Genomic DNA, 13,148 nt, shown 5'->3' on the forward strand with positions numbered 1-13,148 from the left:
GGGGTGCAAATCCGCCGCCTTTTCACTACCTAAGGGCCATGACCGAGTACATCACCGTCTCTGCGGAAGACCGCGCCGAGTCACGCAACGGCGTGATCAAACTTCACGGGCCCGACGCGTTCGAAGGCATGCGCAAGGCCGGGCGGCTCGCGGCAGAGATCCTCGATGCGCTTGCGCCGCACGTCGTCCCCGGCGCGTCCACACAGGAAATCGACGAGATCGTCCATCGCATGACGCTGGACGGCGGCGGGACCCCGGCGACCCTCGGCTATCGCGGTTACACCAAGAGCTGCTGCATCTCGATCAATCACGTCGTCTGCCACGGCATCCCGAGCGACAAGGCGCTGAAGGACGGCGACATCGTCAACATCGACGTCACGCCGATCGTCGACGGCTGGCATGGCGACACCAGCCGCATGTTCCTGGTCGGCGATGTCGGCATCAAGGCGCGCAAGCTGGTCGACATCACCTACGAATGCCTGATGCTCGGGCTCGAGCAGGCCAAGCCGGGCAACCACCTCGGCGATATCGCCAACGCGATCCAGCGTCATGCCGAAGGCCAGCGCTATAGCGTCGTCCGCGACTTCTGCGGGCACGGCGTCGGGCGGCTGTTCCACGACAGCCCTGAGGTCATCCATGCCGGCCGGCCCGGCTCCGGCCCCGAACTCAAGCCGGGCATGATCTTCACCGTCGAGCCGATGATCAACATCGGCCGCGCCGACGTGAAGGTGCTCGACGACGGCTGGACGGCTGTCACCCGCGACCGCTCGCTTTCCGCGCAATTCGAACATTCGATCGGCATCACCGACAGCGGCTGCGAGATCTTTACGAAGAGCCTCGCCGGCCGGGACAAGCCGCCCTACTGAAAATTTGCGGCGGGCGTCTGAACCGAATCGGGACTTGGACGTTATTGACATGACTGTCAGCAAGTGAGAGCCTGCAAGCCAATTTTTCCGTGGGGATAACCGGCGATGTTCCGCCATCAAGTTGCGATCGAACCGGCCGACATCGACCACATGGGTCATGTGAACAATAGCGTGTACCTGAAATGGGTGCAGGAGGCGGTCATCGACTATTGGCGCACCGTCGCCCCGCCCGACGCAGTTGCGCGCCACCTGTGGGTCGCGCTCAAGCATGAGATTTCCTACCGGCGCCCGACCTTCCTCCAGGACAATGTCGTCGCCGAGGTCATCGCCGATAAGGTCGAAGGCGCTCGCGCCTATTTCACGACCGTCGTCCGCCGTGGGCAGGACGTGCTCAGCGAAGTGAAAAGCTGCTGGTGCTGCCTCGACGCGGTCACCCAGCGCCCCGCGAGGCTCGCGCGCGAAATCACCAGCAGGTTCCTGCCGCCGGAGGTTTAGGCTTCTCGCGCTAGTGTCCGCTTTCGACCCATTCCTGCCATTGCGCCGACAGTTCGTCGTTGCCCTCAGCGGTCGATTTGCTTCTCCATTGCGAAGTTGGGAATCGGAATGCCTGAAAGTTCGGAATCGCGTCGCTCGACGACCTCGAAACCCTTCTTCAGGAAGAAGCGGCGGGCCGGCTCGCTGGCTTCCACGAACAGGCGCGTGAGGCCACGGTCGGCACCCGCCGCTTCGATATGATCGTATAGAACGGATGTGACGCCGGTTCCGGCTGCATCGGGCCGACAAAACAGGTGATCCATGCGGCCGTCCGCCTCCAAGTCGCCATAAGCAAGCGGCCCGCCTGAATCATTGACAGCGACGAGTAGCAGCCGTCCATCAGCTCCACGCTGAACGAAGCGCTCAGCGGTCGGCATAACAGGCGCCCAGGCGTTCACCTGCTCTTCGGAATAGTAGTGCTTAGCAATCTCATGGATTGCGGCGAAGAATATTCGTGCGAGATCGTCCGCATCTGAAGAACGAAAAGGGCGTATCGGCATCTTCTTCGACTGGTACACGCCGTGTCAGCTTTCCCCAAAACGGACGCTAGCTAAGCAGCGGCGGCTTTCTCCGCCGCATCCCACTTCGCTGTAAGCTCGCGCGCCGCCTCGACGTCGGGCGGGAAGTCGACCTCGCCCCATTCCTCGCCATTGATGTCCAGCGTCCACACCTCGCTGTTCTGGGCGAGATGGTGGATGACCCGCAGGTACCAGATGGTCGTGCCCTCGCTGGTCCGCATCGCGCGCTCGATCGCGCCGCGGAAGCACTCGGCACCTCCGTTGCGAAAGGCGAGCAAACCGATCGATTCCGCGTTGACGCCATCGCTGATGCGCTTGCCGATGGCCCGCAGGCGGCCGCTTTCGTCGCGGATGACCTTCATGTCGTCGTCGTCGTAGGACGGCTTGCGGTCGACCGTGACGCAGATGCCCGCCCGATCGTTTTCCACCACTCGCCGCATCAAGGCGCGGGAAACCAGCGTGTCGCCATTCCACACCAGGCAATCGCCCGTCAGCTCCTCGCGAGCCATGAACAGGGAGCCGGTATTGTCGGCGACCTTGAAGAACGGATTGAAGATCGTCCGCACGGCCGGCCCGCCGCTCCGCCGGGTGATCGCCTCGTTGACCAGCTCATCATGGAAACCCGTGACGACCACAGCCTCGTGGACTCCATTCGCCTCCAGCGTTTCGAGCTGGCGGTCGAGCAAGCTGCGCCCGTTGAAGTCGATCAGGCACTTGGGCCGGTCGTCGACCATGTGGCCGAGGCGTGACCCCTGCCCTGCGGAAAGGATGATGGCTTTCATTTCGGGCGCGGCCCTGCCTTTCAAATGCGGCGGCGATTGGGCATTAGCGGGTGAGCCGTTTCAAAAAGGGCACAGGCGTGAAGAAGATCGAAGCGATCATCAAGCCGTTCAAGCTGGACGACGTCAAGGACGCGCTGCACGAGGTCGGCGTCTCCGGCCTCACCGTGGTCGAGGTCAAGGGCTTCGGGCGGCAGAAAGGCCATACCGAGCTTTATCGCGGCGCCGAATATGTCATCGACTTCCTTCCCAAGGTGAAGGTCGAGGTCGTGGTTGAGGACGGCCTGGTCGAAAACGTGATCGAGGCCATCGAGAACGCGGCCCGCACCGGGCGCATTGGCGACGGCAAGATCTTCGTTCTGGACGTGCATCAGGCGATCCGGATCCGCACCGGCGACCGCGGAGCCGACGCGATCTAGATGAGCGAATCCCGTGAAATGCTTGCGTCCATGTCGCCCGACGAGCTCCGCACGGCGATGCGGACGCTCGGTTACCGCACGCAGAACGACCTCGCGCAGGCGATCGGCGTCTCACGCTCGGCCGTCAGCCTGTGGCTTGAAGGCAAGGTGGGCGTGCCACGACCGGTCGCCATGTTGCTCAGGATGCTCGTGAACGCGCAGCGGCGCGTTTACTGAGACCCCTTCGCCGACACCGCTTCGCCCTGGTTGCGATGCTCGCGCTCCGCCGCCGTCAGGACGCCATCGTGATTCAAATCCATCGCATCGAAATGGCTAAGCAACGCCTGTTCGAACTGTGAGCGGCTCACTTTCTCCATACCGGCGAAAGCGTGTTCGAGATATTTGAGCGTGTGCCCGCCGATCCCCGGCGCGGCGTCCCGGCCCGTCGACGCTCTCTGAAGCATCAACCGCTGCCCGACCTGCTGCGCTTCCGTCATGGTCATCACGCCGTCGTGATTGAGGTCGAACATATCGAAGAGGCTGTCGGCACGCTGCAGCGCCTGCTGGCGCGTAAGGTCGGGCTTTAGAGCATGGCTGACTGATGGCGAGGCCTGCGCGAGCGAGGCCGAAACGGGCGTTGTCGATAGCGCGGCACCGAGCGCAACGGTTGCGAACAATCTCTTCATGTTTGTCGGTCCTTTGATCCGGCCGAAATGCGCAGGCCGTCGGTCCCTGTCACGCTCCCCTTGGCGATGATCGCCTGAACTGAAGGTGATGCGCTGATTAACTCTTTGCCACATCCCGGCTTGCGCACGGGCGCGCGGCTGGCAAAGACGGTCTGATGCAGCCCCTCGACGACCAACAGCAAGCCGCCCGCGACTGGTTCGAGTCACTGCGCGACCGCATCTGCGCCGCGTTCGAAGCGATTGAGCGTGAGGATGGGTCGGACGCGGCCTTCGTTTTCACGCCCTGGGAGCGAATCGACCATGGTGGCGCCCCCGGGGGTGGTGGTGTGCGCGGGCAGATGACCGGCAAGGTATTCGAAAAGGTCGGGGTCAACGTCTCGACCGTCGGCGGCGCTTTCTCGCCCGAATTCGCCAAGAGCATTCCGGGCGCCGAGGACGACCCAAGCTTTTTCGCCACCGGCATCAGCCTCGTCGCGCACATGGCCAATCCGCACGTGCCCGCGGTGCACATGAACACGCGCTTCCTTACGACGACCAAGCGCTGGTTCGGTGGTGGCGCCGACCTCAACCCCGCAATCCCGATCGAGGAGGATACCGAGGCCTTCCACGCTCGCCTTCGCGCCGCCTGCGCTGCGCACGACCCGACCTTCTATCCGCGCTTGTCTAAGTGGGCGGAGGAATATTTCTGGATTCCGCACCGCAACGTCTCGCGCGGCGTCGGCGGCATCTTCTACGACCATCTGGAAGGCCATTTCGACGCGCATTTCGCGTTCACTAGGGACGTCGGCGAGGCGTTCCTCGACATCTTCCCGCAGATCGTCCGGAAGCGGATGGATACGGAATTCACCGAAACAGACATGGAACGCCTGCTCGAGTTCCGCGGCCGCTATGTCGAGTTCAACCTGCTCTACGACCGCGGAACCCTGTTCGGCCTCAAGACCGGCGGAAACATCGACGCCATCCTCATGAGTCTGCCCCCGCTCGCGAGGTGGAAGTGAGCTATTCGCCCGTCGCCGACGTAGAGCTGGCGGCAGTCGTCACCTTCCTGGAGATGTACGAGCGTCCGGATTCAGCGGTGCCGTCATCCAGCCTGTCCCTCGATCGCATCTATGCGCCGGATCCCGCTCGATATCGCGAACTTTTCCGCCTCGTCGGATCGCCTTGGCTCTGGTTCTCCCGCCTGATCATGGATGATGCTCAACTCGCCGCCATCATCCAGCACCCCCAAGTGGAGCTTTACGTCGTCAGAGACTCCGAACGCCGCGACGCCGGCATGATTGAACTCGACTTCCGCGAGGCCGGCCAGTGCGAACTAGCCTTCATCGGCCTGATTCCCGAGCTATCCGGCAAGGGCCATAGCCGTTGGCTGCTTGGCGAGGCCGTGAGCCGCGCCTGGCGTGACGGCGTGAAGCGCATCCACGTCCACACCTGCTCGCTCGATCACCCGGCCGCCCTCGCCGCCTATCGCCGAGCCGGCTTTACGCCGTTCAAGCGGGCGGTCGAGCAATTCCCCGATCCGCGCCTGCTCGGCTTCCTGCCGATGGATTGCGCCCCTCAGATCCCGGTGCTGGGGACGCTCGCTTCGACTTCCGCGCGCCCGGCAAGCTGAACGTAGATCCGCGCCAGCATCACGGCGAGAACTGTCGTCAGCGCCGCGTTGAGCAGGGAATGGACGAGCGCCATCACCAGGGCGCTTGTCGATAGCGGCTGGACGGGCCCCAGCGAAAGACTGACGACCGCGCCGATGGCCAGGCCGACGGCATAAAGCAGAAACATGGCGCCGATGAAAAAGAGCGCGAGGAAGCCGAACAGCTTCCACCAATGGCCCGCGGTCAAATCCCAGCTGCGCCTGAGCGTCGCAATCGGTCCAACCGGCTCCGCGGTCGCAACCGGGGCACTCATGACCATTCTCACGCCGATGTAGCAAAAGACCGCGAAATAAAGGATCGCCGCCACGCCAAGCCCCGGTGAGCTCTCGATGGTGGTTGCGCTCGTCTTGGTCACTGGGACACCGATCGCCGCCAGCACGAAGACAAAGGGAATGGCGATGAGGAATAGAGCGATGACGACCAAAATTGCCGCGACCAGATAGATCAGCGTGCGCCGCGCGCCATGCCCGATGGCCTCGGCGACAGTGACCGATGGCGCAAGCGCGAGCCGGATCAGCGCCAATTGGCCCGCGAGCGCGACGAGCGAGGCAATGAGTCCGACGACCGAAACCCACATTGGCCCTTCAGGGTCTGCCATCCCTCGTGGGCTGATCAGCCCGGTGATCACGGTCGGCAGCGCAACCAGACAGAGCGCGACGCTCACGAACAGCCGCCCGTCGCGCGCAAGAATCTCCTTGCTGTCGTCCCAGGCCTTCGAAATCGACAGTGCGGTCATTCTCACCCTTTCTAGAGGTCTCGCCGTTATGCGGGCCCGCGCGCAGCCGCGCAATCGTCCCTTGCCCGGCAAGTCGCGCGGAGCCATCTGCTGCTAGTATGGACCCGCCGGACGACATCGAGTGGCGCGTGAGCGAGCAACCCGTCCCCTATGAGGAGGCGCTCGCCTTCATGAATGCCCGCGCCGAGACGATACGCGCGGGCACGGCGAGCGAGTGCATCTGGCTGCTGGAGCATCCTCCGCTGTTCACCGCCGGCACGAGCGCCGACGCGGCCGAACTGTTCAATCCGCTCGATTTCCCCGTCTACGAAGCCGGCCGAGGCGGCCGCTACACCTATCACGGTCCCGGTCAGCGCGTCGGCTATGTCCTTCTCGACCTCGAAAAGCGCGGCAAGGACATTCGCCGTTTCGTTCACCGCCTCGAAGGCTGGATCATCGATACCCTCGCCGAGCTCGGCGTTTCCGCGCACCCCGCACCGGGCCGCATCGGCATCTGGGTCGGCGAAGGCCCAAGCGAAGCGAAGATCGGCGCGCTTGGCGTGCGGGTGAAGCGCTGGGTCACGCTTCACGGATTCTCGCTCAATGTCGATCCGGATCTGTCACATTTTGGCGGTATCATTCCTTGTGGCATCGCGGAATTCGGCGTGACCAGCCTCGCGGAGCAGGGGAAACAAATTGGCATGTCAGGTGTTGATGCGGCCCTGAAGCGTCGTTTCCCTTCATTTCTCAACGGGTTGCACGACCCCTGTAAAGTCTCTTGATGCAGGCGCGCGCTTCAGACTATTGTCCGCGCGATTTGCGAAGCGGGCTCTTCCGATGCAGATCGCAATAATTAGGGAGTCTTGAATGCGTGCTCTTATCCTGGTCGCTGGTGCGGCCCTGGCGGTTGCGGCTTGCAGCAGCAAGGACAACGCCAATAACACGATGAACGTCGATGAGAATCTCACGACGACTGACATGAACGCGACGGACATGAATGCGACCACCGACATGAACGCGACCGACGCGAACATGGCGATGAACGCTGCCGACGCCGCGAACACTGCTGCTGACGCCGCCAACAGCGCTGCTGTTTCGGCTAACGCTGCTGCCAACAACGCGATGTAATTCGCGAAACGCCTCCGCAAGGAGGCGTTGGCGTTTCAAGAGGCTGCCGGTTATGCCGGCAGCCTCTTTTTTTTGGCTAAGGTCCCGGAGTCTCTCATGCGCCGCTTGATCATCGTCGCCGCCGTTGCAACGCTCGCGCTAGGCGCCTGCAAAAAAAATGCTCAAAGCGACAACAACATGACCGTCGACGAGAATTTGACGGCCGATAGCATCGTTTCCAACGATATTACGGCGATCGATGCCGTTACTGGCGATGCCGCGAACATGGCCGCCGACGTCAATTACACTGTTGAAGCGGACAATGAGACTGACAACCTGTCGGAGGGCAACGTCACCAAACCTTCAGCCGTCAGCAAGCCGCGTCCGAAGCCGTCGAAAACAAAGACTGAAGCACCGGCCGGCAACACCGCGGCTGCGTCGAACGCGACCGAATAGGCTATTGAATCCCGACCAGCTTGTGAGACTGGAGCGATAATCGCCACGTCGGCCGCTCCATCGCCAGCCTGATCGCCGCCTGGACGGCCTCCTCGCGCGTCGCGCAATCCATCGGCTGGACCAGGAAATTGTCGAAGTCCCAGCCCTCGAGCTCGGCCGGATCGATCCCCTCTTGCGGCCACACCAGCTTCAGCTCGTTGCCGCGTCGTTGCACGACCTTCGTCCCCGCCTTCGGACTTACGCAAATCCAGTCGATTCCTTCCGCCGCCGGAAGGGTCCCATTCGTCTCGACCGCCACCCGAAAGCCGCGCGTATGCAAGGCATCGATCAGGGCACCATCCAGCTGAAGCATCGGCTCGCCGCCGGTGATGACCACTAGCCGCTCCGCCGCGCCCTCGCCCCACAGGCGCTCGATCTGCCCGGCCAAGTCGTCCGCGCTGGCGAACTTGCCCCCGCCCTCGCCGTCCGTCCCCACGAAATCCGTGTCGCAGAACCGACAATCGGCCGTGACCCGGTCCTGCTCGCGCCCCGACCACAGATTGCACCCCGCAAAGCGCAGAAACACCGCTCGGCTGCCCGACTGCACGCCCTCGCCCTGAAGGGTCAGGAAGCATTCCTTGACGGCGTAGGTCATGCGTAAGCCGTCGGGTCCTTGATCCCCGCGTCGGCAAAGCCTTTGGCGCGGAGGCGGCACGCGTCGCAACGGCCGCAGGCGCGCCCGTCCGGCAACGGATCGTAGCAGCTGTGGCTAAGCGCCGCGTCGAGCCCAAGACGCTCCGCTTCCCGCGCAATGTCCGCCTTGGTCATCTCCTGCAGCGGCGAGTGGATCGTGAAGCGCCCACCCTCGACACCCGCCTTCGTCGCGACATTCGCCAGCCGTTCGAACTCGGCGACAAACTCGGGCCGACAATCGGGATAGCCCGAATAATCTAGCGCATTGACCCCGATATAGATGTCACGGGCCCCGCTCGCCTCCGCGAGACCGAGCGCAAGGCTGAGGAAAATCGTGTTGCGCGCCGGCACGTAGGTAACCGGAATGCCCTCGCCCACGCCCTCTTTGGGCACGTCGACATCGCTCGTCAGCGCCGAGCCGCCGAATGCCCGGAGGTCCATGGGCAGGACGATGTGCCGGTCCGCCAGGCGTGCCGCGATCGTCCGCGCAGCGTCCAGCTCAACACGATGCCGCTGGCCGTAATCGATCGTCAGCGCGGTAACCGAAAAGCCCGCCTCGCGCGCAAGCCCCGCGCAGACCATCGAATCGAGCCCGCCGGAAAGAAGCACGACCGCCGTCTTCACAGCTTGATTCCCAGCCGTGGCGCCGCCCAGAACCACAGGGCGTAGAGTGCCAGCGTGCCCATGACCACGATCGCGAGGCTCACCCAGAACCCGACCCCCGACCGAATCAGCATCGGCAATACCAGGAACAGCGGCAGCGAAGGCAGGACAAACCAGAAGGCGCCCATCGATAGCTCGGCGACTCGCTCAGGGTCGTTCGTGTCCCGCCACAGCCACAGCATTGCCAGCAGCGACGTCAGCGGCAGCGACGCGACGAGTCCACCCCAGCCGGGATAGCGCCGCGCGATCTCGGAGACCGCGGCGACGATGATTCCGGACAGCCCGGCTTTGATGATCAAGTACAGCACGCGCGCGCCCTTAAGCCGTGCAAACGCACAAAAGAAGGGCCGCCATCTTGCGAGTGGCGGCCCAGGTTTCGGGCATCGCTGCCCGATTGGGAGGAAAGCGTGCCAATCCGGCACTCGTCCTCAATAACCCCTCGTGGTTAAACGAGGCCTTAATGGCGCGAGGCTGTCGCGGAACAATCGCCCACGCGCCGCGCCTGAATCACGTAGTTGAACGGAAGACTTTGGGCGATGCCCTGCGTCTCGATCCGGAGCGAACGCGGCGTAATCGACTCGATCCGGCTCCGCCCGAAGCCGGCCGCGCCGCAGCTATATTCGACGACCGTCGATGAAGCGTTGTCGCTGATCACCCTGGCCGAACAGCTTCGGTTGCGGTGCTCGAACCGCGCGAGCGGCGCGATGTCGGTCAGACATTGTTTCAGCGGCCCCCTGGCTCCGGGGACCCCGCTGACTTCCCAAAGTCCAGGCGCAGCCTGGAATAACGCCGACGGCCGCTGCGCCGCGGTCAGCGCCAGCGTCCCTGCAATTGCGGCCCCGGCCACGCCTAGAAGCTTAGCGATCGCCATCGGACGTTTCCTATCATGCACAATTTAGCCGCATGAAGTGAAAATTGATCAGGCGATGTCTTTCGGGTCAAGCGCGAAGCTCGACGAGCAAAAAGCGCAGTCCACCCGGATGAAGCCGTCGTCGCCGACCATGTCCTTGCGCTCTTCGGCCGGGAAGCGCGCGATCACCGATTGCACATAGGCCGGGTCGCAACGGCACCCTTTGCTGAGCGGCAGTGCCGCCAGCGTGCGCACTTCCTCCTCCTCGTGGAACAGCCGCCACAGCAGATGGTCCAGCGGAAGCGCGGGATCGGTCAGCTCCTCACTCTTTACCGACCCGCCCATGATCGCCACGTGGGGCCAGTCGGGATGGTCGAGCCGCGTGTGCAGCCGCTCGCGCCCGTCCTCGCCTTCCGGCAAATGCTGGAGCAGCAGGCCGCCCGCGATCCAGCGCCCGTCGCGCTTCTGGGTCACGAGCCGGACGAGACTCGGAATCTGCTCCGACTGTGCGAAATAGCTTTGCGCCGCGTCGGCCAGCGTCTTGCCCTCCAGCGGCACGATGCCCTGATAGCGCTCCTTCGAAACCGGCTGGTCGAAGGTGATCGCGAGATAGCCGTCGCCGAACAGCTCGGCGAGGCCCGGGCTCACGGACCCGTCAGCCAGCTTCTCCTTGTCGTAGCGGACATAGCCGCGCAGCTCGCCGCGCAGATAATCGCAGACCATCAGGTCGATGATCCCGCCCTGCGTCTGTGCCTGCAGCGTCATTTGCCCGTCCGGCTCCTTGAGCAGCGAGCCGAGCAATGCCGTCAGCGTCAGCGCCTCGGCCAGCACGCGCTCGATCAGCGGAGGGTAGCTGTGACTACCCAGCACCGCGTCGATGACGGGCCCAAGCCGGGCAATCCGCCCCCGCGCGTTACGCGACGGAATGGCGACGCCGAGCACGGCGTCGGTCGTAAGTTCGATTTCGGACATGCAAGAAAGATAGGATCGCCAGGCCTGAGCGACAACCGAGGCAGTACGGCTGGTTGGGAACCGTCTTCAGACGACTTGCAGAGTCCGCTTCCGCCACCCCGCAGATACCAGCTTTAACCGACTCGGCGTCAGATCATCCCGCAAAAAGGCGGCGGTCGCGTTTCGCGGCAAACGTCGGGCTTGGTGTGAGAGGCGGCCCAATAGCTCATCAGGCCTAATTGCTTGGCAACCGCGGGGAACCCCGGATCGGAGAGCGTTCCGCGCATGCTTCGATACCAGAAGAGTGACGGCCCTGGATATTCCTCCTTCGCGGCCAACCTTGCCGCAACCCGAAACGCTTCGTGATCCGCTCCGAGACGCCCGAGCAGCAACGCGACGGCATCATTCTGCTGGTCTTCCGGAAGTGCGAGAAGCGTCTGGACGGCTTGCGCCTTCGCTCCGGCATTTTGCGCTGGCGCGGCCCGATATCCTTTTACCAGCGCATCGCGCAGTTCCGGGGACAGCGGCAGTTTGGGGTCGACCAGGAGATCGACGTCGCCGATCTGGGTCGCTTTGTAGGCTGCCAAGCTTTGCGCAAAGCCCGAATCCGGGGCAAGGTCGATCGCCGCATCGAAAAACAATTTCGCTTCCTCGGTCTTCCCGGCAGCGACCAGTGCGTCAGCCAGGGTAAGCGGCGTGTAGACATAGAGGGCTAGCATATCGTCGCCCTGGCGAAGTTGATCGACCGCCTCGGTAATCCGACCGACGTTCGCCAGCATCCAGCCATATTGATGATGCTCACACCCGCAATCGAGCCGTCTGGCCGCAACTGCGCGCCTCAACAGGTCTTCCCGGCTGGTCCAATCGTTCCGATCGACCAGCATGGACTTGATATAGAGAGCCTCGCTGTTCTTGCTGTCGATGGCCACGGCGCGGTCGGCGGCTTGGCGCCCGCTCGCGCGTGCTTCCTCGGCGAGCCGGCTATTGTCCGCATTCATCGCCACTTTCCAATAGGCACCGGCGACGCCTGCCCAGCCCCACGAGAAATCGGGGACCGCAGCGACGACGCGCCGCGCAGGAATGAGGGCCTTGCGTCCTTCGCTCAGATTGGGATTCCAGTGTCCCTGGCAAAATTGCAGGTAATCCCTGAGCACCGCGTCAGGGAGCGTCTTGCCGTAGGTGGACGCTCCGAACAGTCCGCAGCGGACGACGTTTCCAGCATCGACCGCTATGTGGCGCGGAACGCGTGAAGCTTCCTTCCCGTCATAATTGAAATTGTCGGTCCACAAATTCGCGCCGGAACGCTCGTTCGTCAGCCGGGTGATGACGCGGATGGTGTCGCCGTCTCGCTCGATCGTTCCGCCCAGCGCGTAGGCGGGACCAGCGCCCGGCGTCGGAGCCGATGCAGTCGAGACTCCGACAACACCGTCTGCATTGAAGGCCGCTGCAATTTCGGCATCCACCGAATCGCGAATTGTTGCGGGCAAGTCAGCGGACAGGGGTTTGAACCCGGCTAGCCGGATGGTCATGCTGTGCGCCGCCGCGGGAGACGGCCTTAGCCACCACGACGCCCCGGCAGCGATCAATAGCGCGAGCACGACGATAGTGGCGGCAAGAACCGTCGAACGGTGTGAGAGGAAGCCGACGCCGCGCGCAGAAGGTCCGGCGAACCGGGCCGTGGCCTTATCTGCTCGTGAGGTCTGCGCGATGCGACTGACCAGCAAATCGATCGACTTGTCCCACCCATCGAAGGCATCGATCCACTGCCGCGTCGACAATTCGTAAGCGAATGCGTCGCTCGGATCGATGTCCTTCAGGCGGAGAGCGATAACCGGCACGCGGTAACGGCTGGCGAGCGATAGTTCCTTCTTGATCTCGTCGCTGGCGTTGGCTGCTTCCGAGAAGATCAGGACCACGGCGCGCGCGGTGCGCAGCGCCTGGACGATCGCTTCCTGATAATTCGCACCTGGCGGCACGTCCCGCATGGATATCCAGCACTTCGTGCCTCGGCGTTCGATGGCCTTGCAGACCTTGAGCGCCTCGGTCCGGTCGGCAGTGGCATAGCTGATGAATACCGGGGCAGAAGCCGGATCTTCCTCACTGACAGCCGACCATTGCTCGTTCACGGCGCGCCCCACAGCGGTGAAGCCGAAACCTATGGCGCTTTGGTGGCCATGAGAAGCGGATAGTAGACAACGGAGCGAGCGTCCGCCTTCACCCATTGCGGACGTTAGCCGCCCGGACGTAGATGGCCGCGCAGCCGGACGCTTAGACGGCCGGATAACCCGGACATTCGCGAACCAA

The 13,148-nt window shown here is 63.5% G+C and carries 19 protein-coding genes; 9 read left to right on the plus strand and 10 right to left on the minus strand.

Annotated elements, in window-relative coordinates:
* Positions 1–38: 38 nt before the first annotated feature.
* A complete protein-coding gene (gene map, locus ABD704_RS03750) occupies positions 39–866 on the plus strand; it encodes a type I methionyl aminopeptidase (protein ID WP_344698347.1) in 828 nt (275 codons plus the stop codon).
* 105 nt (positions 867–971) lie between these two features.
* Complete coding sequence (locus ABD704_RS03755) at positions 972–1,361, plus strand: acyl-CoA thioesterase (RefSeq protein WP_344698348.1); 390 nt, start codon at positions 972–974, stop codon at positions 1,359–1,361.
* A 65-nt stretch (positions 1,362–1,426) separates the two neighbouring features.
* Here the strand turns inward: ABD704_RS03755 and ABD704_RS03760 are convergent, their stop codons facing one another.
* Both ABD704_RS03760 and ABD704_RS03765 read right to left on the minus strand, forming a co-directional pair.
* Positions 1,427–1,900, minus strand: a complete 474-nt coding sequence (locus tag ABD704_RS03760) for a GNAT family N-acetyltransferase (RefSeq protein ID WP_344698349.1) — start codon at positions 1,898–1,900, stop codon at positions 1,427–1,429.
* A gap of 50 nt (positions 1,901–1,950) precedes the next feature.
* Positions 1,951–2,700 carry a phosphocholine cytidylyltransferase family protein gene (locus ABD704_RS03765; protein WP_344698350.1) on the minus strand — a complete coding sequence of 250 codons (750 nt, stop codon included), beginning with the start codon at positions 2,698–2,700 and terminating at the stop codon, positions 1,951–1,953.
* A 77-nt stretch (positions 2,701–2,777) separates the two neighbouring features.
* Between ABD704_RS03765 and ABD704_RS03770 the strand changes: the two genes are divergently transcribed.
* Positions 2,778–3,116, plus strand: coding sequence for a P-II family nitrogen regulator (locus tag ABD704_RS03770; RefSeq protein WP_344700478.1), 339 nt, complete (start codon positions 2,778–2,780; stop codon positions 3,114–3,116).
* Positions 3,117–3,332 carry a helix-turn-helix domain-containing protein gene (locus tag ABD704_RS03775; protein WP_344698351.1) on the plus strand — a complete coding sequence of 72 codons (216 nt, stop codon included), beginning with the start codon at positions 3,117–3,119 and terminating at the stop codon, positions 3,330–3,332.
* Here the strand turns inward: ABD704_RS03775 and ABD704_RS03780 are convergent.
* Positions 3,326–3,781, minus strand: a complete 456-nt coding sequence (locus ABD704_RS03780) for an EF-hand domain-containing protein (protein WP_344698352.1) — start codon at positions 3,779–3,781, stop codon at positions 3,326–3,328. The genes ABD704_RS03775 and ABD704_RS03780 overlap by 7 nt on opposite strands.
* Before the next feature lie 155 nt (positions 3,782–3,936).
* On the opposite strand from ABD704_RS03780, the gene hemF reads away from it, so the two are divergent.
* Entirely contained in the window at positions 3,937–4,779 is an 843-nt protein-coding gene (gene hemF, locus ABD704_RS03785) for an oxygen-dependent coproporphyrinogen oxidase (protein ID WP_344698353.1), read from the plus strand.
* Entirely contained in the window at positions 4,776–5,390 is a 615-nt protein-coding gene (locus tag ABD704_RS03790; protein WP_344698354.1) for a GNAT family N-acetyltransferase, read from the plus strand. The genes hemF and ABD704_RS03790 overlap by 4 nt, the downstream gene beginning before the upstream one ends.
* On the opposite strand, the gene ABD704_RS03795 is transcribed toward ABD704_RS03790, so the two are convergent.
* On the minus strand, positions 5,336–6,166 hold the full coding sequence (locus tag ABD704_RS03795) for a DUF7847 domain-containing protein (RefSeq protein ID WP_344698355.1): 831 nt from the start codon (positions 6,164–6,166) through the stop codon (positions 5,336–5,338). The two genes, ABD704_RS03790 and ABD704_RS03795, sit on opposite strands and share 55 nt — an antisense overlap.
* A gap of 98 nt (positions 6,167–6,264) precedes the next feature.
* Here ABD704_RS03795 and lipB point away from each other — a divergent pair, with 98 nt between their 5' ends.
* From lipB to ABD704_RS03810, 3 genes are all read left to right on the plus strand, one after another.
* Positions 6,265–6,927 (plus strand): lipoyl(octanoyl) transferase LipB, encoded by a 663-nt coding sequence (gene lipB / locus ABD704_RS03800; protein ID WP_344698356.1) that lies wholly within the window; start codon positions 6,265–6,267, stop codon positions 6,925–6,927.
* An 85-nt stretch (positions 6,928–7,012) separates the two neighbouring features.
* On the plus strand, positions 7,013–7,273 hold the full coding sequence (locus ABD704_RS03805; protein ID WP_344698357.1) for a hypothetical protein: 261 nt from the start codon (positions 7,013–7,015) through the stop codon (positions 7,271–7,273).
* Between the two features lie 96 nt (positions 7,274–7,369).
* Positions 7,370–7,708: a hypothetical protein gene (locus ABD704_RS03810; RefSeq protein ID WP_344698358.1), complete on the plus strand. Its 339-nt coding sequence runs from the start codon at positions 7,370–7,372 to the stop codon at positions 7,706–7,708.
* 1 nt (position 7,709) lies between these two features.
* Here the strand turns inward: ABD704_RS03810 and queE are convergent, their stop codons facing one another.
* From queE to ABD704_RS03840, 6 genes are all read right to left on the minus strand, one after another.
* Entirely contained in the window at positions 7,710–8,342 is a 633-nt protein-coding gene (gene queE, locus ABD704_RS03815; protein WP_344698359.1) for a 7-carboxy-7-deazaguanine synthase, read from the minus strand.
* Entirely contained in the window at positions 8,339–9,004 is a 666-nt protein-coding gene (queC, locus tag ABD704_RS03820; protein ID WP_425565382.1) for a 7-cyano-7-deazaguanine synthase QueC, read from the minus strand. The genes queE and queC overlap by 4 nt, the downstream gene beginning before the upstream one ends.
* Positions 9,001–9,351 (minus strand): DUF3147 family protein, encoded by a 351-nt coding sequence (locus tag ABD704_RS03825; RefSeq protein WP_344698360.1) that lies wholly within the window; start codon positions 9,349–9,351, stop codon positions 9,001–9,003. The genes queC and ABD704_RS03825 overlap by 4 nt, the downstream gene beginning before the upstream one ends.
* Before the next feature lie 149 nt (positions 9,352–9,500).
* Complete coding sequence (locus ABD704_RS03830) at positions 9,501–9,914, minus strand: DUF3617 domain-containing protein (RefSeq protein ID WP_344698361.1); 414 nt, start codon at positions 9,912–9,914, stop codon at positions 9,501–9,503.
* Between the two features lie 48 nt (positions 9,915–9,962).
* Positions 9,963–10,865, minus strand: a complete 903-nt coding sequence (gene hslO / locus ABD704_RS03835; protein WP_344698362.1) for an Hsp33 family molecular chaperone HslO — start codon at positions 10,863–10,865, stop codon at positions 9,963–9,965.
* A 128-nt stretch (positions 10,866–10,993) separates the two neighbouring features.
* Positions 10,994–12,982: a TIR domain-containing protein gene (locus tag ABD704_RS03840; protein ID WP_344698363.1), complete on the minus strand. Its 1,989-nt coding sequence runs from the start codon at positions 12,980–12,982 to the stop codon at positions 10,994–10,996.
* Positions 12,983–13,148 lie beyond the last annotated feature (166 nt).

Source organism: Sphingomonas limnosediminicola (assembly GCF_039537965.1).
GTDB lineage: Bacteria > Pseudomonadota > Alphaproteobacteria > Sphingomonadales > Sphingomonadaceae > Sphingomicrobium > Sphingomicrobium limnosediminicola.

What these genes read in the sequence shown, in the direction of transcription:
- queE (WP_344698359.1), bottom strand. Translation starts at nt 8,342, where the DNA reads ATGACCTACGCCGTCAAGGAATGCTTCCTGACCCTTCAGGGCGAGGGC.
- ABD704_RS03780 (WP_344698352.1), bottom strand. Translation starts at nt 3,781, where the DNA reads ATGAAGAGATTGTTCGCAACCGTTGCGCTCGGTGCCGCGCTATCGACA.
- hslO (WP_344698362.1), bottom strand. Translation starts at nt 10,865, where the DNA reads ATGTCCGAAATCGAACTTACGACCGACGCCGTGCTCGGCGTCGCCATT.
- ABD704_RS03830 (WP_344698361.1), bottom strand. Translation starts at nt 9,914, where the DNA reads ATGGCGATCGCTAAGCTTCTAGGCGTGGCCGGGGCCGCAATTGCAGGG.
- ABD704_RS03755 (WP_344698348.1), top strand. Translation starts at nt 972, where the DNA reads ATGTTCCGCCATCAAGTTGCGATCGAACCGGCCGACATCGACCACATG.
- ABD704_RS03805 (WP_344698357.1), top strand. Translation starts at nt 7,013, where the DNA reads ATGCGTGCTCTTATCCTGGTCGCTGGTGCGGCCCTGGCGGTTGCGGCT.
- ABD704_RS03810 (WP_344698358.1), top strand. Translation starts at nt 7,370, where the DNA reads ATGCGCCGCTTGATCATCGTCGCCGCCGTTGCAACGCTCGCGCTAGGC.
- ABD704_RS03775 (WP_344698351.1), top strand. Translation starts at nt 3,117, where the DNA reads ATGAGCGAATCCCGTGAAATGCTTGCGTCCATGTCGCCCGACGAGCTC.
- ABD704_RS03765 (WP_344698350.1), bottom strand. Translation starts at nt 2,700, where the DNA reads ATGAAAGCCATCATCCTTTCCGCAGGGCAGGGGTCACGCCTCGGCCAC.
- hemF (WP_344698353.1), top strand. Translation starts at nt 3,937, where the DNA reads ATGCAGCCCCTCGACGACCAACAGCAAGCCGCCCGCGACTGGTTCGAG.
- lipB (WP_344698356.1), top strand. Translation starts at nt 6,265, where the DNA reads ATGGACCCGCCGGACGACATCGAGTGGCGCGTGAGCGAGCAACCCGTC.
- ABD704_RS03760 (WP_344698349.1), bottom strand. Translation starts at nt 1,900, where the DNA reads ATGCCGATACGCCCTTTTCGTTCTTCAGATGCGGACGATCTCGCACGA.
- ABD704_RS03795 (WP_344698355.1), bottom strand. Translation starts at nt 6,166, where the DNA reads ATGACCGCACTGTCGATTTCGAAGGCCTGGGACGACAGCAAGGAGATT.
- map (WP_344698347.1), top strand. Translation starts at nt 39, where the DNA reads ATGACCGAGTACATCACCGTCTCTGCGGAAGACCGCGCCGAGTCACGC.